The sequence below is a fragment of the Embleya sp. NPDC127516 genome (assembly GCF_044765325.1).
Lineage (GTDB): Bacteria > Actinomycetota > Actinomycetes > Streptomycetales > Streptomycetaceae > Embleya.
This window is the reverse complement of the sequence record NZ_JBIWJT010000008.1, coordinates 53961-75873: the sequence shown is the minus strand read 5'-3', so window position 1 is coordinate 75873 and position 21913 is coordinate 53961. Positions and strand designations below refer to the sequence as shown.

16 protein-coding genes are annotated in these 21913 nt (G+C 72.1%); 6 read left to right on the top strand and 10 right to left on the bottom strand.

What is annotated here, in order from left to right:
* Window positions 1–239: 239 nt before the first annotated feature.
* Window positions 240–1469, top strand: coding sequence for a serine hydrolase domain-containing protein (locus ACIRL2_RS17265; RefSeq protein ID WP_402232918.1), 1230 nt, complete (start codon window positions 240–242; stop codon window positions 1467–1469).
* A 71-nt stretch (window positions 1470–1540) separates the two neighbouring features.
* A complete protein-coding gene (locus ACIRL2_RS17260) occupies window positions 1541–2758 on the top strand; it encodes a serine hydrolase domain-containing protein (RefSeq protein WP_402232916.1) in 1218 nt (405 codons plus the stop codon).
* Between the two features lies 1 nt (window position 2759).
* On the opposite strand, the gene ACIRL2_RS17255 is transcribed toward ACIRL2_RS17260, so the two are convergent.
* From ACIRL2_RS17255 to ACIRL2_RS17235, 5 genes are all read right to left on the bottom strand, one after another.
* Complete coding sequence (locus ACIRL2_RS17255) at window positions 2760–2990, bottom strand: phosphopantetheine-binding protein (protein WP_395863947.1); 231 nt, start codon at window positions 2988–2990, stop codon at window positions 2760–2762.
* A 6-nt stretch (window positions 2991–2996) separates the two neighbouring features.
* Window positions 2997–3629, bottom strand: coding sequence for an isochorismatase family protein (locus ACIRL2_RS17250; protein WP_395863949.1), 633 nt, complete (start codon window positions 3627–3629; stop codon window positions 2997–2999).
* Between the two features lie 54 nt (window positions 3630–3683).
* Window positions 3684–5321 (bottom strand): (2,3-dihydroxybenzoyl)adenylate synthase, encoded by a 1638-nt coding sequence (locus ACIRL2_RS17245; protein ID WP_395863951.1) that lies wholly within the window; start codon window positions 5319–5321, stop codon window positions 3684–3686.
* Window positions 5318–6505 (bottom strand): isochorismate synthase DhbC, encoded by a 1188-nt coding sequence (dhbC, locus tag ACIRL2_RS17240; RefSeq protein WP_395863953.1) that lies wholly within the window; start codon window positions 6503–6505, stop codon window positions 5318–5320. Before dhbC ends, ACIRL2_RS17245 begins: the two co-directional genes overlap by 4 nt.
* Before the next feature lie 150 nt (window positions 6506–6655).
* Complete coding sequence (locus tag ACIRL2_RS17235; RefSeq protein ID WP_395863954.1) at window positions 6656–7435, bottom strand: 2,3-dihydro-2,3-dihydroxybenzoate dehydrogenase; 780 nt, start codon at window positions 7433–7435, stop codon at window positions 6656–6658.
* A 284-nt stretch (window positions 7436–7719) separates the two neighbouring features.
* Between ACIRL2_RS17235 and fhuB the strand changes: the two genes are divergently transcribed.
* Window positions 7720–9975, top strand: a complete 2256-nt coding sequence (gene fhuB, locus ACIRL2_RS17230; protein WP_395863956.1) for a Fe(3+)-hydroxamate ABC transporter permease FhuB — start codon at window positions 7720–7722, stop codon at window positions 9973–9975.
* 203 nt (window positions 9976–10178) lie between these two features.
* Window positions 10179–11069, top strand: coding sequence for a SigB/SigF/SigG family RNA polymerase sigma factor (locus tag ACIRL2_RS17225; RefSeq protein WP_395863957.1), 891 nt, complete (start codon window positions 10179–10181; stop codon window positions 11067–11069).
* A 101-nt stretch (window positions 11070–11170) separates the two neighbouring features.
* Here ACIRL2_RS17225 and ACIRL2_RS17220 read toward each other — a convergent pair whose 3' ends face one another.
* A complete protein-coding gene (locus tag ACIRL2_RS17220) occupies window positions 11171–11587 on the bottom strand; it encodes an SRPBCC family protein (protein ID WP_402232911.1) in 417 nt (138 codons plus the stop codon).
* Between ACIRL2_RS17220 and secA2 the strand changes: the two genes are divergently transcribed.
* Window positions 11586–14234: an accessory Sec system translocase SecA2 gene (gene secA2, locus ACIRL2_RS17215; RefSeq protein WP_402232908.1), complete on the top strand. Its 2649-nt coding sequence runs from the start codon at window positions 11586–11588 to the stop codon at window positions 14232–14234. The two genes, ACIRL2_RS17220 and secA2, sit on opposite strands and share 2 nt — an antisense overlap.
* A 135-nt stretch (window positions 14235–14369) precedes the next feature.
* Here secA2 and ACIRL2_RS17210 read toward each other — a convergent pair whose 3' ends face one another.
* Window positions 14370–17060 (bottom strand): DUF6493 family protein, encoded by a 2691-nt coding sequence (locus tag ACIRL2_RS17210; RefSeq protein WP_402232907.1) that lies wholly within the window; start codon window positions 17058–17060, stop codon window positions 14370–14372.
* Window positions 17061–17331: 271 nt separating this feature from the next.
* Between ACIRL2_RS17210 and ACIRL2_RS17205 the strand changes: the two genes are divergently transcribed.
* Entirely contained in the window at window positions 17332–17709 is a 378-nt protein-coding gene (locus ACIRL2_RS17205; RefSeq protein WP_402232905.1) for an RNA-binding S4 domain-containing protein, read from the top strand.
* Window positions 17710–17752: 43 nt separating this feature from the next.
* Here the strand turns inward: ACIRL2_RS17205 and ACIRL2_RS17200 are convergent, their stop codons facing one another.
* The 3 genes from ACIRL2_RS17200 to ACIRL2_RS17190 all read right to left on the bottom strand — a co-directional run bounded on the left by ACIRL2_RS17200 (window position 17753) and on the right by ACIRL2_RS17190 (window position 21720).
* Window positions 17753–19381 carry an APC family permease gene (locus ACIRL2_RS17200; RefSeq protein ID WP_402232902.1) on the bottom strand — a complete coding sequence of 543 codons (1629 nt, stop codon included), beginning with the start codon at window positions 19379–19381 and terminating at the stop codon, window positions 17753–17755.
* 349 nt (window positions 19382–19730) lie between these two features.
* Window positions 19731–20942 carry a Cmx/CmrA family chloramphenicol efflux MFS transporter gene (locus tag ACIRL2_RS17195; protein WP_395863968.1) on the bottom strand — a complete coding sequence of 404 codons (1212 nt, stop codon included), beginning with the start codon at window positions 20940–20942 and terminating at the stop codon, window positions 19731–19733.
* Window positions 20943–21138: 196 nt separating this feature from the next.
* On the bottom strand, window positions 21139–21720 hold the full coding sequence (locus ACIRL2_RS17190; RefSeq protein ID WP_395863970.1) for a TetR/AcrR family transcriptional regulator: 582 nt from the start codon (window positions 21718–21720) through the stop codon (window positions 21139–21141).
* Between the last annotated feature and the right edge of the window lie 193 nt (window positions 21721–21913).

The following is a 21913-nucleotide window of genomic DNA, read 5'->3' as shown; positions in this document are numbered from 1 at the left end:
GGCGCTGCGAACGCCCGCACATGGTGTGGTGGTTGCGCCAACCTTCGGCCGCGGTCCGACGGTCGCGCCAACGCCCGCCCACGCAGGGACGACCGCCGCGTTCGCGCCCACCGGTTCGGTCTGCCCCACCCAGGCCGCACCGGGTTCCACCACCTCGCGTCCGGGTGGCCGCACGGTCGTGGGCGGGCACAAGGGCGCGCGATGGTGGAGCGGTATCGGTGAACCCCTGAGGAGTCGTCGTGTCCGCACCCATGGTCCGTGTCCCCGGCAGCCCCGCCCTCCTGAGCCGCCGTCGTTGCTGTGCGCTGGCGGTGGCCCTGACCGGGTCGACGATCGCGTTGGCCCCACCGGCCACCGCCGCCGAGCGCCGGCCGCCCATCCGGGACCGATTGCGCCACGAGGCGGAGCAACTGCTGCGGGACGGCGGCTACGTGAACGCCGCGATCGTGGTGCGCGACGGGCGCGAGCGCAGTCAGGCGTACGCGGGGCCGGCCGACCTGCGCACCGGGCGGCCCGTACCGCACGACGCGCGGCTGCGGATCGGCAGCGCGACCAAGGCGTTCGTGGCCACCGTCGTACTGCAACTGGTGGCCGAGGGAAGGCTCTCGCTCGCCGACTCGGTGGAGCGGTGGTTGCCCGGGGTGGTCACCGGCAACGGCAACGACGGACGCCGGGTGACCGTGCGCCACCTGCTCCAGCACACCGGCGGCCTGCACAACTACTCGATCGAACTCCCGGATACCGCCGCGGGTTTCGAACAGGTGCGGTTCCGTGACACGAACGCCCGGGAGTTGGTGGACGCGGCGATGCGCTTCGCCCCGAGCTTCCCGCCCGCCGCCCCCGAGGACCCGACGCCGAACTGGGAGTACTCGAACACCGGTTACGTCCTGGCCGGGATGATCATCGAACGGATCACCGGCCGTTCCTGGGCTGACCAGGTGCGCACCCGGGTGCTGCGCCCGCTTCGCCTCGACGACAGCTACGCACCCGGCGGCGATCCGACCCTGCCCGCGCCGTACGCCCACTCCTACCACCGCTTCCCGGACCGGGACGCCTGGGTGGACACCACCATCCGCAACATGTCCTGGGGCGACGCGGCCGGCGAGATGATCAGCACCCACGCCGATCTGGACCGCTTCTTCACCGCGCTGCTCGGCGGCCGACTGCTGCCGCCCGCGCAACTCGCGCTGATGCGCACGACCGTACCGATGCCGGCCGACTTCGAGCAGGTCATGCCGGGGGTGCGCTACGGCCTGGGGCTGATGCGCCAACCGCTGCCGGGCGGCGGATACCGCTGGGGGCACGGCGGCGACATCGAGGGCAGCAAGATCCGGATGGGCGTCACCGAGGACGGCCGACGCAGCGTCGTGATCGTGGTCAACGGCACCGACGACGGCGACGAAATCGGGCTGCGCGCCGAGGTGGCCGTACAACGACTGACCGACCGACTGCTCGCCCCCGAGGCATGAGCGCACGTCGGCCCCCGAAGCGGCGCCCACATCGGTCGCCGCTCCCGGACACCTCCACGGAGGAACACGCGATGAACTCGATTACCACACGGGTACGTTCGAGGCCGTACCGGGCCGCCTGCCTGCTCGCCGTCGGCCTCGTGCTCGCCACCACGAGCACCGCCACGGCGACGGCGAGCGAGCCGGCCGCCGCACACGACCCGGCCGCCTCCCGCCTCCAGCGCGACACCGACGCGATCCACGACGCCGGCGCGATCGGCGTCACCGTGCGCTACACCGCGCCCGGCACGGTACGCACCACTCGAAGCGGCGAGGCCGAAGCGCACACCGGCCGACCGGTGCCCCGGGACGGCCACTACCGGATCGGCAGCACGACCAAGACCTTCGTGGCCACCGTCACCCTGCAACTGGTGGCGGAGGGCCGGTTGCGGCTGGACGAGCCGATCGAGACCTGGCTCCCGGGTGTGGTGCGCGGCAACGGCAACGACGGCCGCCGGATCACCCTGCGGCACCTGCTCCAACACACCAGCGGGATCCCCGGCTACACCGCGCTGCCCTCCGCCGTCCCGGCGCTGTACTCGGCACGCGGCTACCGGGAGAACCGCTTTCGGCACTACCGGCCCCAAGACTTGGTCGCCGCCGCGCTCACCCTGCCCGGCCGGTTCGAACCGGGTACCGCGTGGGCCTACTCGAACACCAACTACCTGCTCGTGGGCATGATCATCGACCGGGTCACCGGCCGCTCGTGGGGCGAGGAGGTACGCGACCGGATCCTGCGCCCCCTCGGCCTGCACGACACCCGGGTCCCGGGCGACGACCCGTATCTGCCGCAGCCGCACGCGCAGGGCGGGCACACCTTCGCGGGCGACAGCCGCCCCACCGACACCACCGTGCTCAACCACACCGTCGCCGACGCGGCCGGGGCGATGTACGGCACGCCGAGCGACATCGACCGCTTCTTCGCCGCGCTGCTCTCCGGTCGGCTGCTCGGGCCCGGCGAACTCGCCGAGATGCGCCGCACGGAGCCGATCCCGGACGAGCCCGGGCGCGGCTACGGCCTGGGTCTGGAGAGCACCGAGCTCAGTTGCGGCGGGGAGTACTGGCACCACGGCGGCAACGATCTCGGCTTCTCCAGTGAGAACGGCGTCACCGCCGACGGTCGACGGGCCGTGCTGGTGGTACGCAACGGTGTCGACGAGAACGACGAGGCGGGCGGCGCGCGCCAGGACGCGGCGACCAGGGCGCTGATCGACCACGCGCTGTGCGCGCCCGACCCGTCTCGTCCGTGAACTATGGCTTGGATGAGAGCAATTCGGCCCACCCCTCCAGGGTGGGCCGCTCCGCGAGGTCGGCGAAGTCCACCACGACTCCGTATTCGCGGGTCCAGCGTTCCACCAGGGCCATCACCCGCACCGAGTCGAGGCCGTAGTCGACCAGGTTCTCGTCGTCGGGGATGTCCGTCGGGTCCTCGCCGAGGATGTCGGCGACGTCGGTGCGGATCAGTTCGAGAGTAAGCGCCATGTCCGTCTACTTCCCCGCGAACAGCGACGCGGTGTCGGTGACCACCGCACAGTTCGCCGCGGCCCAGTGCAGGGCCATCCGGTGGTTGTCCGAGGTGAAGTCGGCCACCGCGTCCGCCACCACGAACGCCCGGATGTCCTGCATCCACGCGTCGCACGCGGTGGTCATCACCCCGATGTGCGCGTACACACCGACGATCACCAACTGATCGCGGCCGAGGTCGCGCATCCACGCGCGCAACTCGGTGCGTACGAAGGCGCTGTACTTCCACTTGGTCAGCACGGTGTCGGCGGGCCCGGGTGCCACGGCGGGCACGATCGCCGCCGCGTGCGGGTCGTCCGGCAACCCCGGACCCCAGAAGTCCTGTTGGAGACCCCGCTGTTCGGCACTCTGGCCGCCGGGCTGCGCGGAGTAGACCACCGGCACTCCGAGCCGCGCGCAGTCGTCCTTGAGGCGGGCGACATTGGCGAGCAACTCGGTGACCGGGGAGGCGTCGGGTTCGAACGCGGACAGGAAGTAGTTCTGCAGATCGTGCACGAGCAGCACGGCACGGGCCGGGTCCACGGTCCAGTCCACCCGATTCGTCGGCAGATCGGCCGCGTCCGGCATTGGATAGGGGGCGATCTTCGGCAATGCCATGGCGGGTGCGGCCTTTCGGGGCGGGAATCGACGGGGGGCGGGGGAGTTCGTTGTTCAGTCGCGGTGTTCGGCCAGTCCGGCGGCGATCGCCGTACGCAGGTCCTTCTTGCTGACCTTGCCGACGCCGGTGTAGGGGAACGTCTCGACGAACTCGACGTGGTCGGGCACCTTGTACCCGGCCAGGCCGCGCTCGCGGACGAAGCGGCGGATCGCGACCGGCTTGAGCGGTTCGGCGCCGGCGCGCAGGATCACGTACGCGCAGGTGCGCTCACCCAGGTAGGCGTCCGGCACCGCGACCACGGCCACGTCGTGCACGGACGGGTGGGCGAGGATGTGGTTCTCCACCTCCTCGGCCGCGACCTTCTCACCGCCCCGGTTGATCTGGTCCTTGGCCCGGCCCTCGACCACGAGATGGCCGGAGGGGAGCCGGCGGACCACGTCCCCGGTGCGGTAGAAGCCGTCCTCGGTGAACGATCTCGCGTTGTGCTCGGGCGCGTTCCAGTAGCCGCGAATGGTGTACGGACCCCGGGTGAGCAGGTGTCCGGTCTCGCCTTCGGGCAGATCCACGTCGGCGTCGTCGACGATCCGGATCTCGTCGTCCGGCGAGATCGGCCGCCCCTGCGAGGTGACGATCACCTCTTCCGGGTCGTCGAGTCGGGTGTAGTTGACCAGGCCCTCGGCCATCCCGAACACCTGCTGGAGCGTGCAACCGATGGCGGGGGCGACCCGGCGGGCCGCCTCCGCACTGAACTTCGCGCCGCCGACCAGCAGAACACGCAGGCTGCTCAGGTCGAAACCGCCGCGCTGGGCCGCCTCGGTCCAGGCCAGCGCCAGCGGCGGCACCACGCCCGTGATGGTCACCCGTTCGCGCTCGATCAGCGCGAACGCCACGTCGGGAGTGGGCCTGGGGCACAACACGACGCGCGCTCCGGCGTACAGCGCGCCGAGCGTGCCGGGCGAGCTGAGCGGGAAGTTGTGCGCGGCGGGCAGCGCGCACAGGTACACGCTGTCCGCGTCCACGGCGCAGATCTCGTTGGAGCCGCGCAGCGAGTAGATGTAGTCGTCGTGCGTGCGCGGGATCAGCTTGGGCACGCCGGTGCTGCCACCGGACAATTGCAGGAAGGCGAGTTCGCCCGGGCCGGGCGGGTCGGTGATCTCCACCGGGTCGCCGTCCACGTCGGCCAGCGCGGTGTGCTCGCCGGGGTCGCCGACCACCAGGACGTGCTTGAGCGAGGGCAGGTCGGCGCGCACCCTGCTCGCCAGCGCCCGGTGGTCGTAGCCCTCGCAGACGTCCGGGATCACATAGGCGACCGCCTCGGTGAACGCGCAGAAATAGGCGATTTCGGTCTCGCGGTGCGCGGGCAGCGCGAACACCGGCAGCGCACCGATCCGGAACAGCGCGAAGACCACGCCGAAAAACTCGGCCACATTGGGGAGTTGCAGGACCACCCGGTCGCCCCGGCCGATCCCGCGGGCGAGCAGCCCGGCGGCGATCCGGTCGGCCCGCTCGTCCAGGTCCGCGTAGGTCCAGCGGCGGTCGCCGTCCACGATCGCGATCCGGTCCGGGTGTGCGGCGGCGCGCTCGCGCAGCATGCCGCCGAACGTTTCGCCGCGCCACCACCCGGCGGCCCGGTAGCGCTCGGCGAACTCGGCGGGCCAGGTGGGCGCGGGCACGAAGTTCGGGGCGCTCATCGCCGACCCGCCACGGCGTGCAGGAAGGTGCCGAACTTGGCCTCGGTCTCGGCGGTCTCCGCCGCCGGCGAGGACGCCGAGACGATGCCCGCCCCGGCGTACAGGCGCAGCGTGTCCGCGTCCGCCTCGGCACAGCGGATGGTGACCACCCATTCGCCGTCGCCGTCCGCGTCGCCCCAGCCGACCATGCCGGTGTACAGGCCCCGGTCGAACGGCTCCAGGTCGGCGATGGCGCGGCGCGCGGTCGTGGTCGGGGTGCCGCACACGGCCGGGGTCGGGTGCAGCGCGCAGGCCAACTCCAGCGCGGAGGCCGGGTCCTGCGCCGGAAGGGTGCCGGTGACGGTGGTGGACAGGTGCCACATCGCGGCAGTGCAGACCAGGGTCGGCCGCTCGGGCACCTCCAGCGTCTCGCAGTACGGCGCGAGCGCGGCGCGCACCGCGGCCACGACCACGGCGTGTTCGTGCAGGTCCTTCTCGGATTCGAGCAGGCCGGTCGCGCGGCGCACATCCTCGGCCAGATCGGCGCTGCGTTTGGCGGAGCCCGCCAGGGGGTTGGCCAGCACGTTCCGGCCGGTGCGCGAGACGAGCAACTCCGGGCTGGCGCCGATCAGCGTGCTGCCGGGCCGTACGCCCGGCACCGCGAACGTGTAGCCCTGCGGGTCGCGACGGGCCAGCCGTTGCAACAGCACGGGTATGTCCAGGGGTTCGGACGAGCGCAGTTCCAGCGTGCGGGCCAGCACCACCTTGTCGAGCGCGCCCGCGCGCATGCGCCGCACGGCCTCGGCCACGCCCGCCTCGTACACCTCGGGTGCGGGCACCGGGCGGATGTCCCAGGCGGTGCCGGTCGGTTCGGGCGCGGCGAGCGCGATCAGCGGGTCGGCGGACAGCGGCGGTCCCCAGGTCGCCGCCTCCGGGACCACCAGCGCGGCGCGCTCGCCCTGGTCGAACGGCACGGCGCCGAGCACGATCGCACTCCGCCCGCCGACCGGGCTCGCGGCCGCCAGCGTCTGTGCCACCCGAGTGGCCAACGGCCGCTCGTCGTCCTCGACTTCGGTCTGCGTGCCGTGGGTGAGCAGGGTGCGGGTGGGGGAGGCGAAGAAGCGCGCGCTGCCGGGGCGATACGCGTCGAGCAGCGCGGTCGCCGCGCCGACTGTGGCGAGACCGGTGGCTTCTGGGGTGGTCACCTGAGGCTCCTTTGATTCTCCGGCGGGATGCCGCGGAGTCCGAGCGGCTCGATCGGACGCCGAGCCGAAGCGGTGCGGGGTGCGGGTGGTGCCCGCCGAGCCGGGCGGGACGGGTGTGGGTCGTGGCCCGGCGCGGGTGCTGAGGGTCCGTCACACGTGCAGCGTCGCGCCGCCGTCGACGTACATGTTGTGCATGGTGATCTGTTTGGCCCGGTCCGAGGCGAGGAAGACGACCGCCTCGGCGATGTCGGCGGGGTCGGCGATCCGGCCCAGCGGGATCCCGGTGCGGAAGCCGGCGAGGTCGCCCTCGATCACCCGTCGCGGCGCGTCCGCGTCGGTCCACAGGGCGCGTTGCATGGGGGTGTCGGTGGAGCCGGGTGAGACCACGTTGCAGCGCACGCCGCTGCGCGCGAGTTCCAGGCCCAGACACATCGTGAACATGGTCGCGGCGGCCTTGGACGCGGCGTACGCGGCCATCCCGGCGCGGGGGATGCCGGCCGCGTTGGAGCCGACCGTGACGATGCTGCCCGTTCCGCGCTCGGCCATCGGACCGGCCACCGCGCGGCTGGTGTGGAAGACCCCGGTGCTGTTGACCGCGAACGTGTCCGACCAGGCCCGGTCGGTGAGTTCGGTCACCGGCGAGGTGTGCAGCACGCCGGCGACGTTGACCAGGATGGCGATCGGGCCCAGGTGCCGCTCGATCGCGGCCACGGTGGCGGAGACCGCCGGGCCATCGGTGACGTCGAGCGGATAGGCGACCACCGCGCCGGTGTCGTCGTCGGCCATCAGGGCCTTGACACCGACCGGATCGCGGTCGGTGGCGGCGACGGTGGCACCGTGGTCGACGAGGGCCCGGACGACGGCGGCCCCGATGCCCTGCGCGGCGCCGGTGACCACCGCGACGCGGCCGGCGAGGTCTGATGGGTGCACGAAATTCCCCTCGGCAAACACAGCCCCCGAGTCGAGGCTTAGGTGAGCCTAACCTAACTTCGCACGTACGGTCGATGGTGGTGGGGCGCCCTCGAGCCACCCGACCCCGCGTGGCCGACCGGCGCCCCACCCCCGGCGCCCACCCCTTCGAAACGCCCCTCGGGGGCCTGCGACGACGGCGCCTCGGCGTCGCGTTCACGGGTACTCGATGGGGTCCGGGAGGGTGCCCGGGGGTGCTCGGGAGCCCCTCGAAGGGCCTTGTGTTCTTAGGTTAGCCTCACCTTATGACTGTGCATCAGCCGATTCCGGGAAAGTCGGCGGGTTTCCCGAGCGACCCCGCCGACGCGACGCCCGAGCCCGCCTCGGACGATCGCCCCGACGCCCCGTCGAGGAACCCGCACGGCCGGCGCACGGTGCTGCTCTCGGCGATCGTGCTGGTGGCCGGCGTGCTGGTGTTGGCCGGGCTCTCGCTCTCGGTGGGGGCCGGCGAGGTCGGCGCGCGCGGCGCGTTCGACTACCTCTTCGACCGGGGCGGTGCGCGCTCGGACAGCCATCTGACCCTGGTCATCCGCGATCTGCGGCTTCCGCGCACGCTGACCGCGCTGCTCGCGGGCGCCGCGCTGGGTACGGCCGGCTGCCTGCTCCAGACGGTCACCCGCAACCCGCTCGCCGAGACCGGCCTGCTCGGCGTCAACGCCGGCGCCTCGCTCGGCGTCGTACTCGGCATCACCCTGGTCGGCGTGCAGACCGGATACGGCTACCTGCTCTGGGCGTTCGCCGGCTCGGCCGTGGCCGGACTGCTCGTGCTGCTGATCTCCGGTCAGCGCGGCGGCGGTTCGCCGATGCGCCTGGTGCTCGCCGGCGCGGCGCTGAGCGCGACCTTCGGCGGCATCACCAACGTGCTGATCGTCAACTCGGCCGAGACGTACGACACGTTCCGCTTCTGGGTGCTCGGCTCGCTGGCCGGCATCCAGGGCTTCGAGTCGCTCGGCACTCTGTCCCCGGTGCTCGCGGTCGGGTTCGCCATCGCGCTGCTGACCTCCCGATCGTTGTCCGCCCTGGTCCTGGGCGACGACCTGGCCCGCAGCCTGGGGCACCACCCCGCGTGGACCCGGGTCCTGGTCGCGTTGGCGGTGACCCTGCTCACGGCTTCCTCGGTGGCCCTGGTCGGCCCGATCTCCTTCCTCGGCCTGCTCGCGGGCTTCCTCGCCCGCACCATGGTCGGCCCCCGGATCCCGGCGCAACTGTGCTTCGCGGCGCTGATCGGCGCGAGCGTCCTGACCGCCGCCGACGTGGTGGCCCGCGTGGTGTCCCGGCCGTTCGAGGCCCCGGTCTCGATGATCGTCGCGCTGATCGGCGCACCCCTGCTGATCGGCGTGGTCCGCTCGCGGCGGCTGGGCGCGCTGGGCCTGACCGACCCGGCCACCGCCGAGCCGGTGACCCGCAACACCCGTCGCTCGCCGCTCCGGCCGCTGCTCGCCCGACTGCCGCGCAGGCTGCGCGCGGTGCCCGAACACCTGGTGCTGCGCCGGGGCGGCCTGTCGCTGCTGCTGCCCGGCCGGGCCGTGCTGACCACGACCGTGCTCGCCGTCGCCCTGGTCGGCGCGGTCGTACTGTCCGTCTACTCCGGACAGCGCGAACTGGGCCTGGTTCGCACCTTCAACGCGGTCTTCGGCCGCGGCGACCACTTCGACGTGCTGCTCGTCCGGGAGTTCCGGCTCGGCCGGATCATCGCCGGGGTCGCGGCGGGCGCGGCGCTGGGCGTCGCGGGCTGTCTGACCCAGACCCTGGCCCGAAACCGGCTGGCCACCCCGGAGTTGCTCGGTGTCAACGACGGCGCGACCGCGGCCGTGCTGATCTCCGTCACGTTCAGTGCGAGCGGCACCTTCGGCGCGTGGTGGGCCGGACCGATCGGCGCGATGGTCGCCGTCGTGGTGGTCACCGCGGTCGCCGGCGGCCTGGGCCAACGCGGGTATCGGGTCCTGGTGGTGGGCCTCGCGTTGTCCGCGCTGGCCTCGGCGATCACCCAGGTGGTGCTGTCCCGACGCTCGCTCAACTCGGCCAGTGCGCTGTACGTGTGGAGTTCGGGCAGCCTGAACGGGCGCGGCTACGACGTGGCCGGGCCGGTACTGATCGGCCTGGCCGTGCTGGTCCCGCTCGCGCTCGTGCTCGGCCGCAAGCTGGACGTGCTGCGTTTCGACGACTCCACCGCCGCCTCGCTGGGTGTGGACCCGGCCCGGATCCGGATGATCTGCCTGATCGCGGCGGTGTGCCTGGCCGGACTGGCGGTCGGGATCTGCGGACCGGTGGGCTTCATCGCGCTGGCCGCGCCGGTGATCGCCGGCCGACTGGCCGGGCCGCTGCGGGTGCCGATCCTCGGATCGATGCTGGTCGGCGCCATCCTGATCGTGCTGGCCGACATGCTCGGCCGAGTCCTATTGGACGGCGCGGAGATTCCGGTCGGCGTGGTCAGTACGGTGCTCGGGGGACCGTTCCTGCTCTGGGTCCTGCTGGGCCGATCCGGCGCGACCCGCGCGTAGACGTGTTCTGAGATATTTCCGGGCCGAACACGTGTACGTCCAAAGTGGCGGGGCAATTATGGCCGGGCACCGCTCATCACGCACCATGTGGGGCGCGGACGGGCAGTACACGGACGAGTAGGCTACGGATCAGTACGTCACAAACCGGTATGTCACAGACAAGTACGCCACAGACAAGCACGACACAGAGGGGGAGGTCGACCATGAACCCGGGCACCGACACCGCGTCCATAGCCGCCGTGGAGGCCACTCGCTTCCCGTTTCCCGGTGCGGAGGAGACAGTCGAGGTGCCGACTGTCGAGCTGCCGGCCGTCGAAGACATGGCGGAGGTCACCGCGAGCGACGCGCGCGCGATGTCCAAGGTGCTCTTCGATCGACTGCGGGTGTTGGAGGAGGGCACGCACGAGTACCAGTACGTGCGTAACACCCTGATCGAGCTCAACATCCCCCTGGTCCGGTTCGTGGCCGCCCGCTATCGCTCACGGCACGAGACGACCGAAGAGATGGTCCAGGTCGGCACGATCGGGCTGATCAAGGCGATCGACCGCTTCGACGCGTCGTTCGGGACCGAGTTCCCGACCTTCGCGATCCCCACCATCTCGGGTGAGATCAAGCGCTTCTTCCGGGACACCAGCTGGGCCGTGCACGTGCCGCGCCGACTTCAGGAGCTGCGGCTTGAACTGGCCCGCGCCCGGGACGCGTTCACGTGCGAGTTCGACCGGGAGCCGACGCCCGGCGAGTTGGCCGAGCGACTCGGCCTCAGCGTCGAGGAGGTCACCGAGGGGCTGACCGCCGCCGCCGGCTACTCGGCCGCGTCGCTGGACGCGCCGGCCGGCGACGACGGTCCGACGGAGAGTTACGCCACCCGGTCCTCGTTCGTCGACCCCGGCTTCGAGATCGCGGAGAACCTGCACGTGCTCAAGCCGTTGCTGGCCGCGCTGCCGGAACGCGACCGGGCCATCGTGTCGATGCGGTTCGGTGAGGAGCTGACCCAGGCCCAGATCGGCGAACGCCTCGGGATCTCGCAGATGCACGTGTCCCGATTGCTCAATCGCATCCTGACCCGACTGCGGGCGGACATCCTGGCCGACTGAGCGACGGGCGCGCGGGCGCCCGGGTCCGGTATCCGCAGCGGCGGGTACCCGCGCGGCGACCTCGCCGGCGCGGGGTCGGACCGGCGCGCGCGCCCGGGAGTTCAGGCCCGCGCGTGGTTCAGCAGCGCGGCCATCGCCTTCGGGAAGTCCGCGGTGATGGCCGCGCCCGGTTCCGGGCCCACCCGGTCGGCGTCCGGATCGGTGATCTCCCGTCGATGCACGACTCGGGTGCCGCCGGTCGGCAGCCGGGTCAGGGTATGGCCGAACCGGAGCCGCAGGCCGTCGGTCTCGGTCTCGTCCGCGTAGCGCGCGTTCTCCTCGATCGCCACGATCAGCGGGCGGATGGGCTGTTGTCCGGTCGGGGTCATCGACACATGACCGCCGACCTCGAACGGGCCCTCCAAGGAGACCGCTTCCATCGAGGTGTCCCAGCGCGCCCAGCTGTCGACGTCGGCCAGGACCCTCCAGATCGCGTCGGCGCCGATCCCGGTGTCGACCGTGTGTTCCTGAATCCACATGACGTACTCGCTCCGTCTCCCGTACGCCCATTTAATCTACGCAAAGATTATCTTTGCAGCGATCGAAGCCCAGTCGGCCCCTGATCCGCCGAGGGGGAACAGGCGCATGGCTCGCTTCGTTGTTCGGTCGGCTGCACCGGGCCGAGCCGTCGGGCCGGGCGTGGGCCGACGCGATGGTGTCGGCGTGCGGGACGCGGTACGTGGGACGCGGTGCGGGGCGCGGTGCGGGGCGTGGACGCCCATCGCACGGCGGCCGGCGTACCCAAGACGACACGGGTGCGCACGCGCCCACGGAAGTGGAGGCCCAGTGGGATCGTCCGGTGCTCTCACCCGGTCCGTACGTCGCCTCCTGGGCAGACCCGGAACGGTGGCCCCGACGAGCCTGCGCCCGCTGGTGCGGCGCGCGGCAGAGCGCGAGTCGGCGCTGCGCGAACTCTCCGACGCGCGGTTGCGGGCGGCGGCGGACGCGCTGCGGACGCGGGCCGCGGCGGGCGCATGGGACGACGACGCGCTGGTCGAGCTGTGCGCGCTGGGCCGCGAGGCCGGGTATCGCACGTTGGGGGAACGAGCCTTCGACGTACAGCTCCTGGGTGTGTTGAGCCTGCTTCGCGGCACGGTGGTGGAGATGGCCACCGGCGAGGGCAAGACCCTGGTGGGCGCGTTGGCCGCGGCCGGGTTCGCGATGCAGGGCCGGCGGGTGCACGTGCTCTCCGTCAACGACTACCTGGCCCGCCGCGACGCGGAATGGATGCGGCCAATCTACGAACTCCTGGGCGTACGCGTCGCCCATGTGACCCAGGACGCCACCCACGCGCAGCGGCGGACGGCCTACGCCCAAGACGTCGTGCACGTCGCGGTCGGTGAGGTCGGCTTCGACACGTTGCGCGACCGATTGCGCACCGACGCCACGGAGTTGGTGCTGCCCGAACCCGACGTGGCGATCGTCGACGAGGCCGACGCGGTGCTGATCGACGAGGCCCGGATCCCGCTCGTCCTGGCCGGCGGCGTCGCCTCGGGCCCGGACGAGGCCGAGGCCGCCCGGGTGGTCGCGGACCTGGTCGAGGGACGGCACTACGAGGCCGAGACGGACGGCATGACCGTGCACCTCACCGACGCGGGCGTGAGCGCGGTGGAACGCGCGCTCGGGGTGGACAACCTGTTCGCGCTCGGCATGGACACGCGCCTGTCCCAGGTCAACGTCGCGCTGTACGCGAGCGTGCTGCTGCGTCGCGACGTCGACTACCTGGTCCGCGAGGGCCGGATCAGCCTGGTGGACGCCAACCGCGGGCGGGTGGCGCAGCGGCAACGCTGGCCCGACGGCCTGCACGCGGCGGTGGAGGCCAAGGAGGGCCTGGTGGCCGGTCCGCGCGGCGAGGTGCTGGACCAGATGATCGTGCAGGACCTGATCGGCGGCTATCCCACGGTGGCCGGGATGACCGGCACCGCGGTGATCGTGGCCGAGCAACTCCGCGAGTTCTACCGCCTGGAGACCGGCGACCTGCCCACGAACCTGCCGTGCGTGCGGATCGACGAGCCGGACCGGCTGTACGACGGCGAACAGTCGCGCGACGCCGCGCTGATCGACCTGATCGAGCGCACCCACGCCACCGGTCGGCCGATCCTGGTCGGCACCCGGGACGTGGCCAAGTCCGAGCAGATCGGCGCCGCGCTGCGGGAGTCGGGGCTGCGCTGCGCGGTGCTCAACGCCCGGGACGACAGCCGCGAGGCGGCGATCATCGCGGACGCGGGAGGGATCGGGGCGATCACCGTGTCCACCCAGATGGCCGGGCGAGGCACGGACATCCGGCTCGGCGGGATCGACGGCGCGGACCATGAACGGGTCGCCGAACTGGGCGGGTTGCTCGTCGTCGGCGTCGGCCGGTACCCCACCCGCCGACTGGACGACCAGTTGCGCGGCCGGGCCGGCCGACAGGGCGACCCGGGCACGTCGGTCTTCCTGACCAGCCTGGACGACGAATCCATCACCCGACACGCCTTCGACCCGCCGCCCCGGCCCACCCGGGTGGAGGCCGACGGCCGCATCCGGGACGCCTCGGTGCGCCGCTGGGTCGAGCAGGCCCAGCGGGTGGCCGAGGGCGCGCTCCTCGAAGGCCACCGCACCACGTGGCGCTACAACCGGCAACTCCGGCTCCAGCGCGAGGAGGTGCTCGAACTGCGCCACCGCGTCCTGCACGGCGACGAGGCGGCGCGCGTCCTGGCCGACCTGCGCCCCGAGCGCTGGGCCGAACTCCTGGACGCGGTGGGCGAATCGGTCCTGGCCGAGGCCGCCCGACAACTCTTCCTGTACGAACTGGACGAGGCCTGGAGCGAGCACCTGGCCCGCACCGCCGATCTCCGCGAGGGCATCCACCTGCGCGCGCTCGGCCGACAGAACCCGATCGACGCGTTCCACGCCGAAACGCAACGCGCCTTCGTCCCGCTGATCTCCCGCGCCCGAACCGCCGCGGCCGACCGCCTGGCCACCGCCCACATCACCGAATCCGGCCTGGACACCGAACGCTCCGACATCCAACGCCCCAGCTCCACCTGGACCTACATGATCCACGACCAACCCTTCGCGTCGATGGAGGACCCCTTCCTAACCACCATCGCCAAACGCGTGCGCGCCGGCGCCGGGGAGGACTGAGCGGGCGAGGGCCCGGCCGAGATCGAGGATCGGCCGTGGCCGCGCGACCGAGGCTCGTGGTGCCCGGCCGCGGCCTTCCGGCGGGCCGGCCCGCCGACCGGAGCCGGCGAGGGGACCGGCGCGGGGCCGTCGGGCTCAGGGGCCGGTCAGGGTGGTGAGGAGGCGGCGGGCTTCGGTTCGGGTTCGGGAGGGGCCGGGGGCGGCGGCTTCGGGGAGGCCGGGGATGGGGTCTCGGGCGCCGGTGGTGGCGGCCACGTGGACGGCCAGTTCGAGGAGGTCGGCGTGGCGGGTGGGTGGTGGTGTGGCGGCCAGGGTGTGCGGGAGGGCGGCGCGGAGGAGGTCCCATACGGTTTCGGCGGCGCCCGCGTCGGCGAGGTCGCGCAGGGCCGGGACGACGCGGGTCAGGGTGAGTTCGCCGTCGGCGGTCATCCGGCCCAGCAGCTCGCCGAGGTGGGCGCCGTCCGGGAGGCCGCGCGCGGCGAGGATGGTCAGTGCGTCCGTGGCGTGCGTACGGTCGGTGCGGTCGCGGGCGTTGAGGCCGTGGGCCAGGGCCAGGGCGAGCCCGACGCCGACCGGGCCGTCCGCGCCGGCGAGCATCGGGAGCAGGTGCCCGTCGCCGCGTCCGGACCGGGTGCGGTGGGCGAACTGCGGTACCAGGTGCGCGGCGATCAGGTCCCGATCGACGGGCAGGAAGGACGGCAGGCAGGACGACCAACGCGCGACGGACTCATAGTCGTAGCCGTCCAGGAGCCACTGCTCGGGTGTGCCGAGCCCGAGTCGGGTCCCGGTCGGCACCGTGGCGAGGGTCGCGGTCACCGGCTCGGCGTTCCGGTACCCGTACCGACCACGGTCGGTGGAGCGCCGCACGGCCTCCGCCGGCCCGGCCGAGGGCACGTGTCCGGCGGCCAGCCGCAGCGCCGCCCGGTCGCCCTCGGGTGTGCCCAACGCCGCTGCCCGCGAGGCGAGTTCGGGCTCCGGATCGATCGGCAGCCGGCGCAGCGCGTGCTCCAGGTCGAATGGCCAGGGTCGCCATCCCTCGGCCGCCGCGCGGCTCAGCCGATCGACGAGCGCGCCCGGGTCGATCAGGCCGTTCACCGCGGTGGGCGCGGAGAGCAGGATCGGCCGGGGCGCATAGGCCACGCCGACCGCGATCGCGCGCAGCCGGCGGGCGTACACCTCGTGCAGCGGGGTCGACTTCGGTCGGTGCAGCAAGGCGCGCCAGTGCTGCTCGCCGGGTGTCGGGTCGACGCCGGGATAGGGGTCGGCGGGCCCGCCCCGGGCGGGTGCCATGGCCGCGACGACCATGTGCGTCAACGGGTCGGCGTACGGCGGCGGTTGGTAGGGGTCGTCGGCGGATACCTCGGGAAGCTCGCCCGACAGGTACGGGAATTGCGCGCGGACCGGTTCCAGCGCGGTTCGCAATCCCGCTCGATCGGCGGCGGAGAAGGCGACCAGGGCGGCGAGTACCCGCTCGATCGCGACCGGGTCGGGTCCGCCGCGGGACTGCCGCCACAGCGCCGCGATCTCGACCGCCAATTCCATCGGGTCCACGATCGGCGGGGGCATCTCCTCGGGAACGAACTCGGGCAGTGGCAGCGGCTCCGGCGCGGCCCGACCGCGCCCGGCGCCCAGCCTGTCCCGCTGGTCCGGAGGCAATCCGGCGGCAGCGGCGAGCAGTTCGTCCCGATCCCGACGGTTCGCGTGATCGATCCAGCGCAGCGCCGAGGAGACGGCCCGGTGCTGGAGATCCGCCGGCTGCTGTGCGAACGTGACGGCGAGCACCGACAGCGCGGCGCCGGCGCGCGCCGCCGGGTCGCACCCGGTCACCGTGTCCAGCCACCCCAACGCGGTGCGGACGATCTTCTTCTCGGTCCGGGTGCACGCGGCGCCCACGGCGTCCAGGGCAAGGTCGGCCGGCAGCACCCCGGCGCCATCGGCCCGGATCAGCGCGGCCAGCGCGACGTTCGCCACCGAGCCGGGCGCCATCGTCAGCAGGCCCACCAACTCCCGGGCGTGTGCGGTGATCTCCTCGGGGGTGGCGGCCAGTGCGTCGAACACCCGGAGATGGCCCGCAAGTTCGGTGGGCCGGCCGGGCCGACCGAGTCGGGCGACACACGCGGCGATCACGTCCGCCCGGCCGACCCGGCCCTGCGCTATCAGGTCCGGGAACGAGGCAGGCCAGGTCGGCCACCGGTCGAAGAGCGCGCCCACCCCGTCGACCTCGAACAACCGCAGCAGCAGCGCCGCGCTCCGGTCGCGGTCGACGGGCAGCCGGGAACTCCCCAGCGAGGCAAGGGTCGACGAGGCGGGGAGCGACGGGCCGGGAGGCGACAGGAGGGTGCTGTTCCACGGCTCGCGGAGCCAGGCCAGCAGGTAGCCGTCGCTCAGCGGCGGAGGCGTCCCGGTCGCCGCCGCCAGCGCCTCGACCAGGAGGTAGCGCTGCCGCTCTTCCTGTCGCACGGGCAGCCGCTCGGCCAGGTGGGTCATCAGTACCGTCAGCCAATTCGGCGCCCGATCCGACAGCGCGGCCATCACCAGCTCCACGCCGACCTCGTCGGTGACGTCGTCCGACCACATGCGCAGCGGGTTCCGGCCCAGCCACGCGGCCAGGGGGACGGCTCCGGGCAGTACCGCCGCGCCCGCCACGGCCAACGCGGGTCGGCGGCGCCAGGCCCGGGCGCCGCCGCGCCGTTCGGCACGTTCATAGGCGACGAGCGGCGCGACCAGCGCCTTGCGCCCGGCGGCATCGAGGCCGTGCAGGGCCGCGCCGACCGCGCGCGGGTCCTCGGCCTCGATCAGCTTGTGCAGCGTCGCCCACTCGGTCATTCGATCCCCACCGCTCTCGCGCCTCCCATGCCGATCTTCTCGACGGATCCGACCGCTCCCGACGACGCGTCGTCGCGCGACGTCGCCGCATACGGTGCCGGCGCCGGCCGACATCGCGCGACCGGGGGCGGACGGGCGGTGCGGCGGGCGGCTCGAAACGCGGGTGGGACGGAACGAGGACGGGCGGTGCGGCGGGCGGGTCCAAGCGGGCGGCGGCCCGGAACGAGGGCGCTGCGGGCCACGACGGAGGTTCTCGTTCTAGAGTCGGGTCATGGCAACAACAGACGAGGGGACCGTACGGGTCGACAGTTGGATCTGGTCCGTGCGCCTGACCAAGACCCGCTCGCTCGCCGCCGCGGCCTGCAAGGCCGGGCACGTGCGGGTCAACGGCGACAAGGTGAAGCCCGCCCAGTCGATCAGGATCGGCGACGAGGTGCGGGTGCGGCAGGACGGCCACGAGCGGATCGTGGTGGTCAAGCGCATCGTCCGCAAGCGAGTCGGGCCGCCCGTGGCCGCCGAGTGTCTGATCGACAACAGCCCCCCGCCGCCGCCCCGCGAAGAGGTGGTCGTGGTCGCCCGACGCGATCGTGGCGCGGGCCGCCCGACGAAGCGGGACCGGCGGGTGTTGGAACAGTTCCGCGAGCATTGACGGGTGGTGGGCCCGACTCCCCGAGCGGGCCCACCGACCCGGGTCAGCGCTCCGCCGGACCGCTCGGTCCGGTGGATCCGCTCGACCCCGCGGGCGCGACCGGCGCGGGCGGCGGCCCCGGCTCGGCCACCGCGCGCGGCAGTGTCTCGCCGCGGAAGAACGGCGGATGCGCGAACCGGTACCCGAGCATCAACACGGCACCCAGGAGCAACGCGCCGATCCCGGTCAGGAACACCCCGCCCAGTTGCCAGTGCGGCGGGAACGGCAGGGTCCAGTAGGTCGTGCCGTAGTCCTTGTCGGCGTACACGAGGCACGCGTCGACGAAGAAGTACGCCAACAACGCGCCGCCCAGGCCCGGCATGATGCCCTTGGTGATCAGATCGCGCCGGCTACGGGTGAGTACACGTCGGTAGAACCACACGCACGCGAACCCCGTGATGCCGTAGTAGAACGCGATGGCCAGCCCGATCGAGCCGATCGAGTCGGTCAGCACGTTGGTACTGACCCGGGTGATCGCCACGTAGAAGGCCACCGACGCGATACCCATCCCGACCGTGGACCAGGTCGGCACCAGGTTCCTGCTGTGCACGCGGGCGAACTTCTCCGGGATGGCCCGGTGCGCGGCCATCGACAGCGCGGTGCGCGCGGTCGGCAGGATCGTGGTCTGGGTGGACGCGGCCGAGGAGGTCAGCACCATGAACACGAGCAGCTTGGCCATGAACCAGCCGAACCCCTCGGTGCCGAACACGCTCGATCCGAGCCCGGACAGCACGTCCCCGGAGTTGTCCGGATTGGCCAGGCCGCCGCCGGTGTCGCCGGCGCCCGCGAAGGACAGCGCCGAAGTGCTGATCAGTACGTAGATCAGGAGCAGCAGCACGGTCGAGATGACCGCGGCCCGACCGGGCGTGTGCTTGGTGTCGGCGGTCTCCTCGTTGATCGCGACGGCCGTGTCCCAACCCCAATAGATGAACACCGCGGCCAACACGCCCTTGGTCAGCGCGTCGATCGAGTCGATCTCGAACGGGTTGAACCACGACCAACCGATGTGCACCGAGCCGTCCGGCGCGTTGCCGAGGTAGACCTTCCACAGCGCGGTCAGGCCGAGCGCGATCAGGACCACGACCTCGATGGTCAGCAACACCTTCTGGAGGTTCGCGGACAACTCGATGCCGACGTAGCAGATCCAGGTCATCAGGACGATCCACACGACACCGGCGAACGTCGTCCAGAAAGTGTCCTCGGCCAGGCCGTGGGCGCCGATCAGTCGGAAGCCGTACTCGCCCGCGATCTGCGCGAGGTTGGCCATCACGATGACGTCCGCGACGATGATCGCCCAGCCGCCCATCCAGCCGGTCATCGGGCCGAACGTACGCGATCCCCACGTGAACGTGGTGCCGCAGTCGGGGGTGTCCTCGTTGAGTTCCTTGTAGCCGTAGGCGATCAGGAACATCGGGATGAAGGCCAGGACCATGACGATCGGCGACTGGAGACCGACGCCTGCCACGATGATGCCGAGCGTCGCGGCGATGCTGTAGGCCGGTGCGGTGGAGGCGAGTCCGATCACGACACTGGAGGCGAGGCTCAGCGCGCCGGTCTTGAGGCCCTTCTCGCCGGCTGCGCGACGCAGCGGCGGTTCGGACGAGGCTGGTCTTGCGGGGTCGCTGGTGACCATGGCGAACCGTCCTGTCCTAGACGGGTGCTATCCACCCGTTTGACCGAAAACGGACCATCGGAAGCAGGCCATCAGATTAGACCCGCCGACAACCCGACCGGCAGCCCCGAAGCCCAGGGAAATCAAGGGATCTGATGCCACGTCAGGCGCATCGGACCGGCCCGTCGCGGGATGCGACGGGACGGTCACGTCGTGGCGCGGATTCGAGGCGGGCGGGTAGCGGGTTGTCGGGTGTTCGTCGTGGTGTGCGTTGGGTGTCGCGGTTGGGTGTCGTGCTTGTTCCCATGTCGCGCTCGCGCCTTGGGTGGTGTACGTCGCGTTCGCCCACCGCGTCCGAGTCCGCGTGCCGCTACGCCGTGAGCCCGGCCGGCTCCGGTGTCGTGACGGTCGGCGTCTCGGGCTCGGTCGCGCCGGCTCGGGTACGCATGCGCGAGTCGATCCGGGCGGCGGCCAGTCCGGCCAGGCCCAGACCCGCGCCGACCCAGGCGACGGCGGCGTAGTCGAAGCCCGCCGCGATCACCCGACCGCCCAGGAGCGGGCCGATGGTGATCCCGACGTTGAACGACGCCGTGTTGGCCGCGCCGGCCAGCGTGGGTGCGTCGGCCGCGATGGCGAACACCCGGGCGTTGACAGCCGGGTTGGCCGCGAAGCCGGCGAGTCCGAGGAGGAAGACCAGGGCGAGGGTGATCGGGACGTTCTCGGCGGTGAGCGCGAGCAGGATCGACACGGCCACGATGGTGCCGATGCTCGCGTACAGCGTGCCGAACGGGTGCTCGTCGGCCACTCGGCCGCCCATGGTGATGCCGACCACCGCGCCCACGCCGTACCAGGACAGCACGAGCGGCACCCACGCCTCGCCGATGCCGGTGGTGTTGGTCAGCATCGTGCCCAGGTAGCTGAAGACGGCGACGACGGCGCCGAAGCTGAACGCGGTGGTCGCGTAGGCGACCCATAGCTGTGGCCGGCGCATCGAGCGCAGTTCGGTACGTACCGAGCGCGGCGCCTCGTGGGTGGGGCGCCCGGGCGGCAGGACCACATACACCGCCACGGTGCTCAGCGCGGTGAGGGCGGCGACCGCCCAGAACGCCGCGCGCCAGCCGGCCCAGTTGCCGATCATGGTGCCGAGCGGAAGGCCGACGACGGTGGCCAGCGACAGGCCGCCCGCGACCACGGCCATCGCCTTGGCCTTCGCGTTCGACGCGACCAGGCCGAGTGCGGTGACGGCGGCGACGGCCCAGAAGCCGGCGTACGCGACGGCGCTCACGAAGCGGGTGGCCAGCACGAGCCAGTAGCCGGGCGCGAGCGCGCCGACCACGTGGCCGAGGATGAAGACGACCTGGAACGCGATCAGCGCGGTACGGCGCGGCCATTGCAGCGTGGCGACCGCGAGCAACGGCGCGCCGACGACCATGCCGACGGCGAAGGCCGAGATCAGCAGGCCGGCGTCGGGGATGGACACGCCGAGGTCGTCGGCCATCGTTTCGAGCAGCCCGGAGAGCATGAACTCCGAGGTGCCTTGCGCGAATATGCCTAGGCCGAGGATGTAGACGGCTAGGGGCATGGGGACTCCCGAGTCGGTGGGTGTGCGGGGGGAGGGTGGCGGATCTCGTTTTGTAATGAACGGTTCAAAATCTGGGCATGCGTGATCCCGCTTGATCCGCAGCGATGGCGATGGCGCGGGCGTGCGGGAGCGAGGGTGCGCGGCGTCGGCCGTCGAGTCGTCGGGCCGGTCGTGTCCTTTGTGTGGTGGCGATGTCCTACAGCAGGCCGAGTGTCGTGTTCGCGATCGCATCCAGGCCGGCGCGGTTCACGCCGCTGCGTGAGGCCAGGCGGATGGCCGAGACCGTACCGATCACGGTGTGCGCGAGGGCGTCGGTGTCCTTGGCCGGATCCACGTCGCCGTCGAGCCGGCCGACGTCGATGGCCGCCTTGATCGCGGCATGCCGGCGCTCGTAGTCGCGCTTGAGCAGCGAGGCCACCTCCGGGTCGCGGCCCGCGAGTTCGATCGCGGTGTTCACGACCAGGCAGCCCCGGCGGTCGCCGGTCTCCTCGTCCTCGTCGATCACGATCGCGGCCAACAGTTCGCGGATCTTGTCGTGGACGGGCCGATCGCTCTCCAGGTTCGCGACCTGAATGGTCGTCATGTGCTCGATGTAGCGACGCAGCGCCCGCAGGAACAGATCGTGCTTGCTGCTGAACGTGTTGTAGATGCTGCTGCGGCCCAACCCGGTCGCGTCACAGAGATCCTGCGTCGACGTCGCCTCGTAGCCGGTCGCCCAAAACGCCTCGAGCGCCGCCTGCACCGCCTGTTCCTCATCGAACTGCCGTGGTCGAGCCATGCAAGAACGCTAACAGATTCTGTAACCACCAGTCCAATACTCCCGTCCCGTGCGCGCCTCGTGCTCATGCGTCGCACCGCACCGCACCGCGTCGCACCGCACCGCGTCGCACCGCACCGCGTCGCACCGCACCGCGTCGCGCCGGACCGTGCCTCGCCAACCGCCCCGCTTCCGCCCCGCCGCACCGCGCGTG

Excerpts from the sequence above, each read along its gene's own strand:
- ACIRL2_RS17190 (WP_395863970.1), bottom strand. The coding sequence starts at position 21,720 with ATGGCTCGACCACGGCAGTTCGATGAGGAACAGGCGGTGCAGGCGGCG.
- ACIRL2_RS17210 (WP_402232907.1), bottom strand. The coding sequence starts at position 17,060 with ATGACCGAGTGGGCGACGCTGCACAAGCTGATCGAGGCCGAGGACCCG.
- ACIRL2_RS17195 (WP_395863968.1), bottom strand. The coding sequence starts at position 20,942 with ATGCCCCTAGCCGTCTACATCCTCGGCCTAGGCATATTCGCGCAAGGC.
- ACIRL2_RS17225 (WP_395863957.1), top strand. The coding sequence starts at position 10,179 with ATGAACCCGGGCACCGACACCGCGTCCATAGCCGCCGTGGAGGCCACT.
- ACIRL2_RS17205 (WP_402232905.1), top strand. The coding sequence starts at position 17,332 with ATGGCAACAACAGACGAGGGGACCGTACGGGTCGACAGTTGGATCTGG.
- secA2 (WP_402232908.1), top strand. The coding sequence starts at position 11,586 with ATGACGTACTCGCTCCGTCTCCCGTACGCCCATTTAATCTACGCAAAG.
- ACIRL2_RS17245 (WP_395863951.1), bottom strand. The coding sequence starts at position 5,321 with ATGAGCGCCCCGAACTTCGTGCCCGCGCCCACCTGGCCCGCCGAGTTC.
- ACIRL2_RS17220 (WP_402232911.1), bottom strand. The coding sequence starts at position 11,587 with ATGTGGATTCAGGAACACACGGTCGACACCGGGATCGGCGCCGACGCG.
- ACIRL2_RS17250 (WP_395863949.1), bottom strand. The coding sequence starts at position 3,629 with ATGGCATTGCCGAAGATCGCCCCCTATCCAATGCCGGACGCGGCCGAT.
- ACIRL2_RS17255 (WP_395863947.1), bottom strand. The coding sequence starts at position 2,990 with ATGGCGCTTACTCTCGAACTGATCCGCACCGACGTCGCCGACATCCTC.
- ACIRL2_RS17200 (WP_402232902.1), bottom strand. The coding sequence starts at position 19,381 with ATGGTCACCAGCGACCCCGCAAGACCAGCCTCGTCCGAACCGCCGCTG.
- ACIRL2_RS17260 (WP_402232916.1), top strand. The coding sequence starts at position 1,541 with ATGAACTCGATTACCACACGGGTACGTTCGAGGCCGTACCGGGCCGCC.
- fhuB (WP_395863956.1), top strand. The coding sequence starts at position 7,720 with ATGACTGTGCATCAGCCGATTCCGGGAAAGTCGGCGGGTTTCCCGAGC.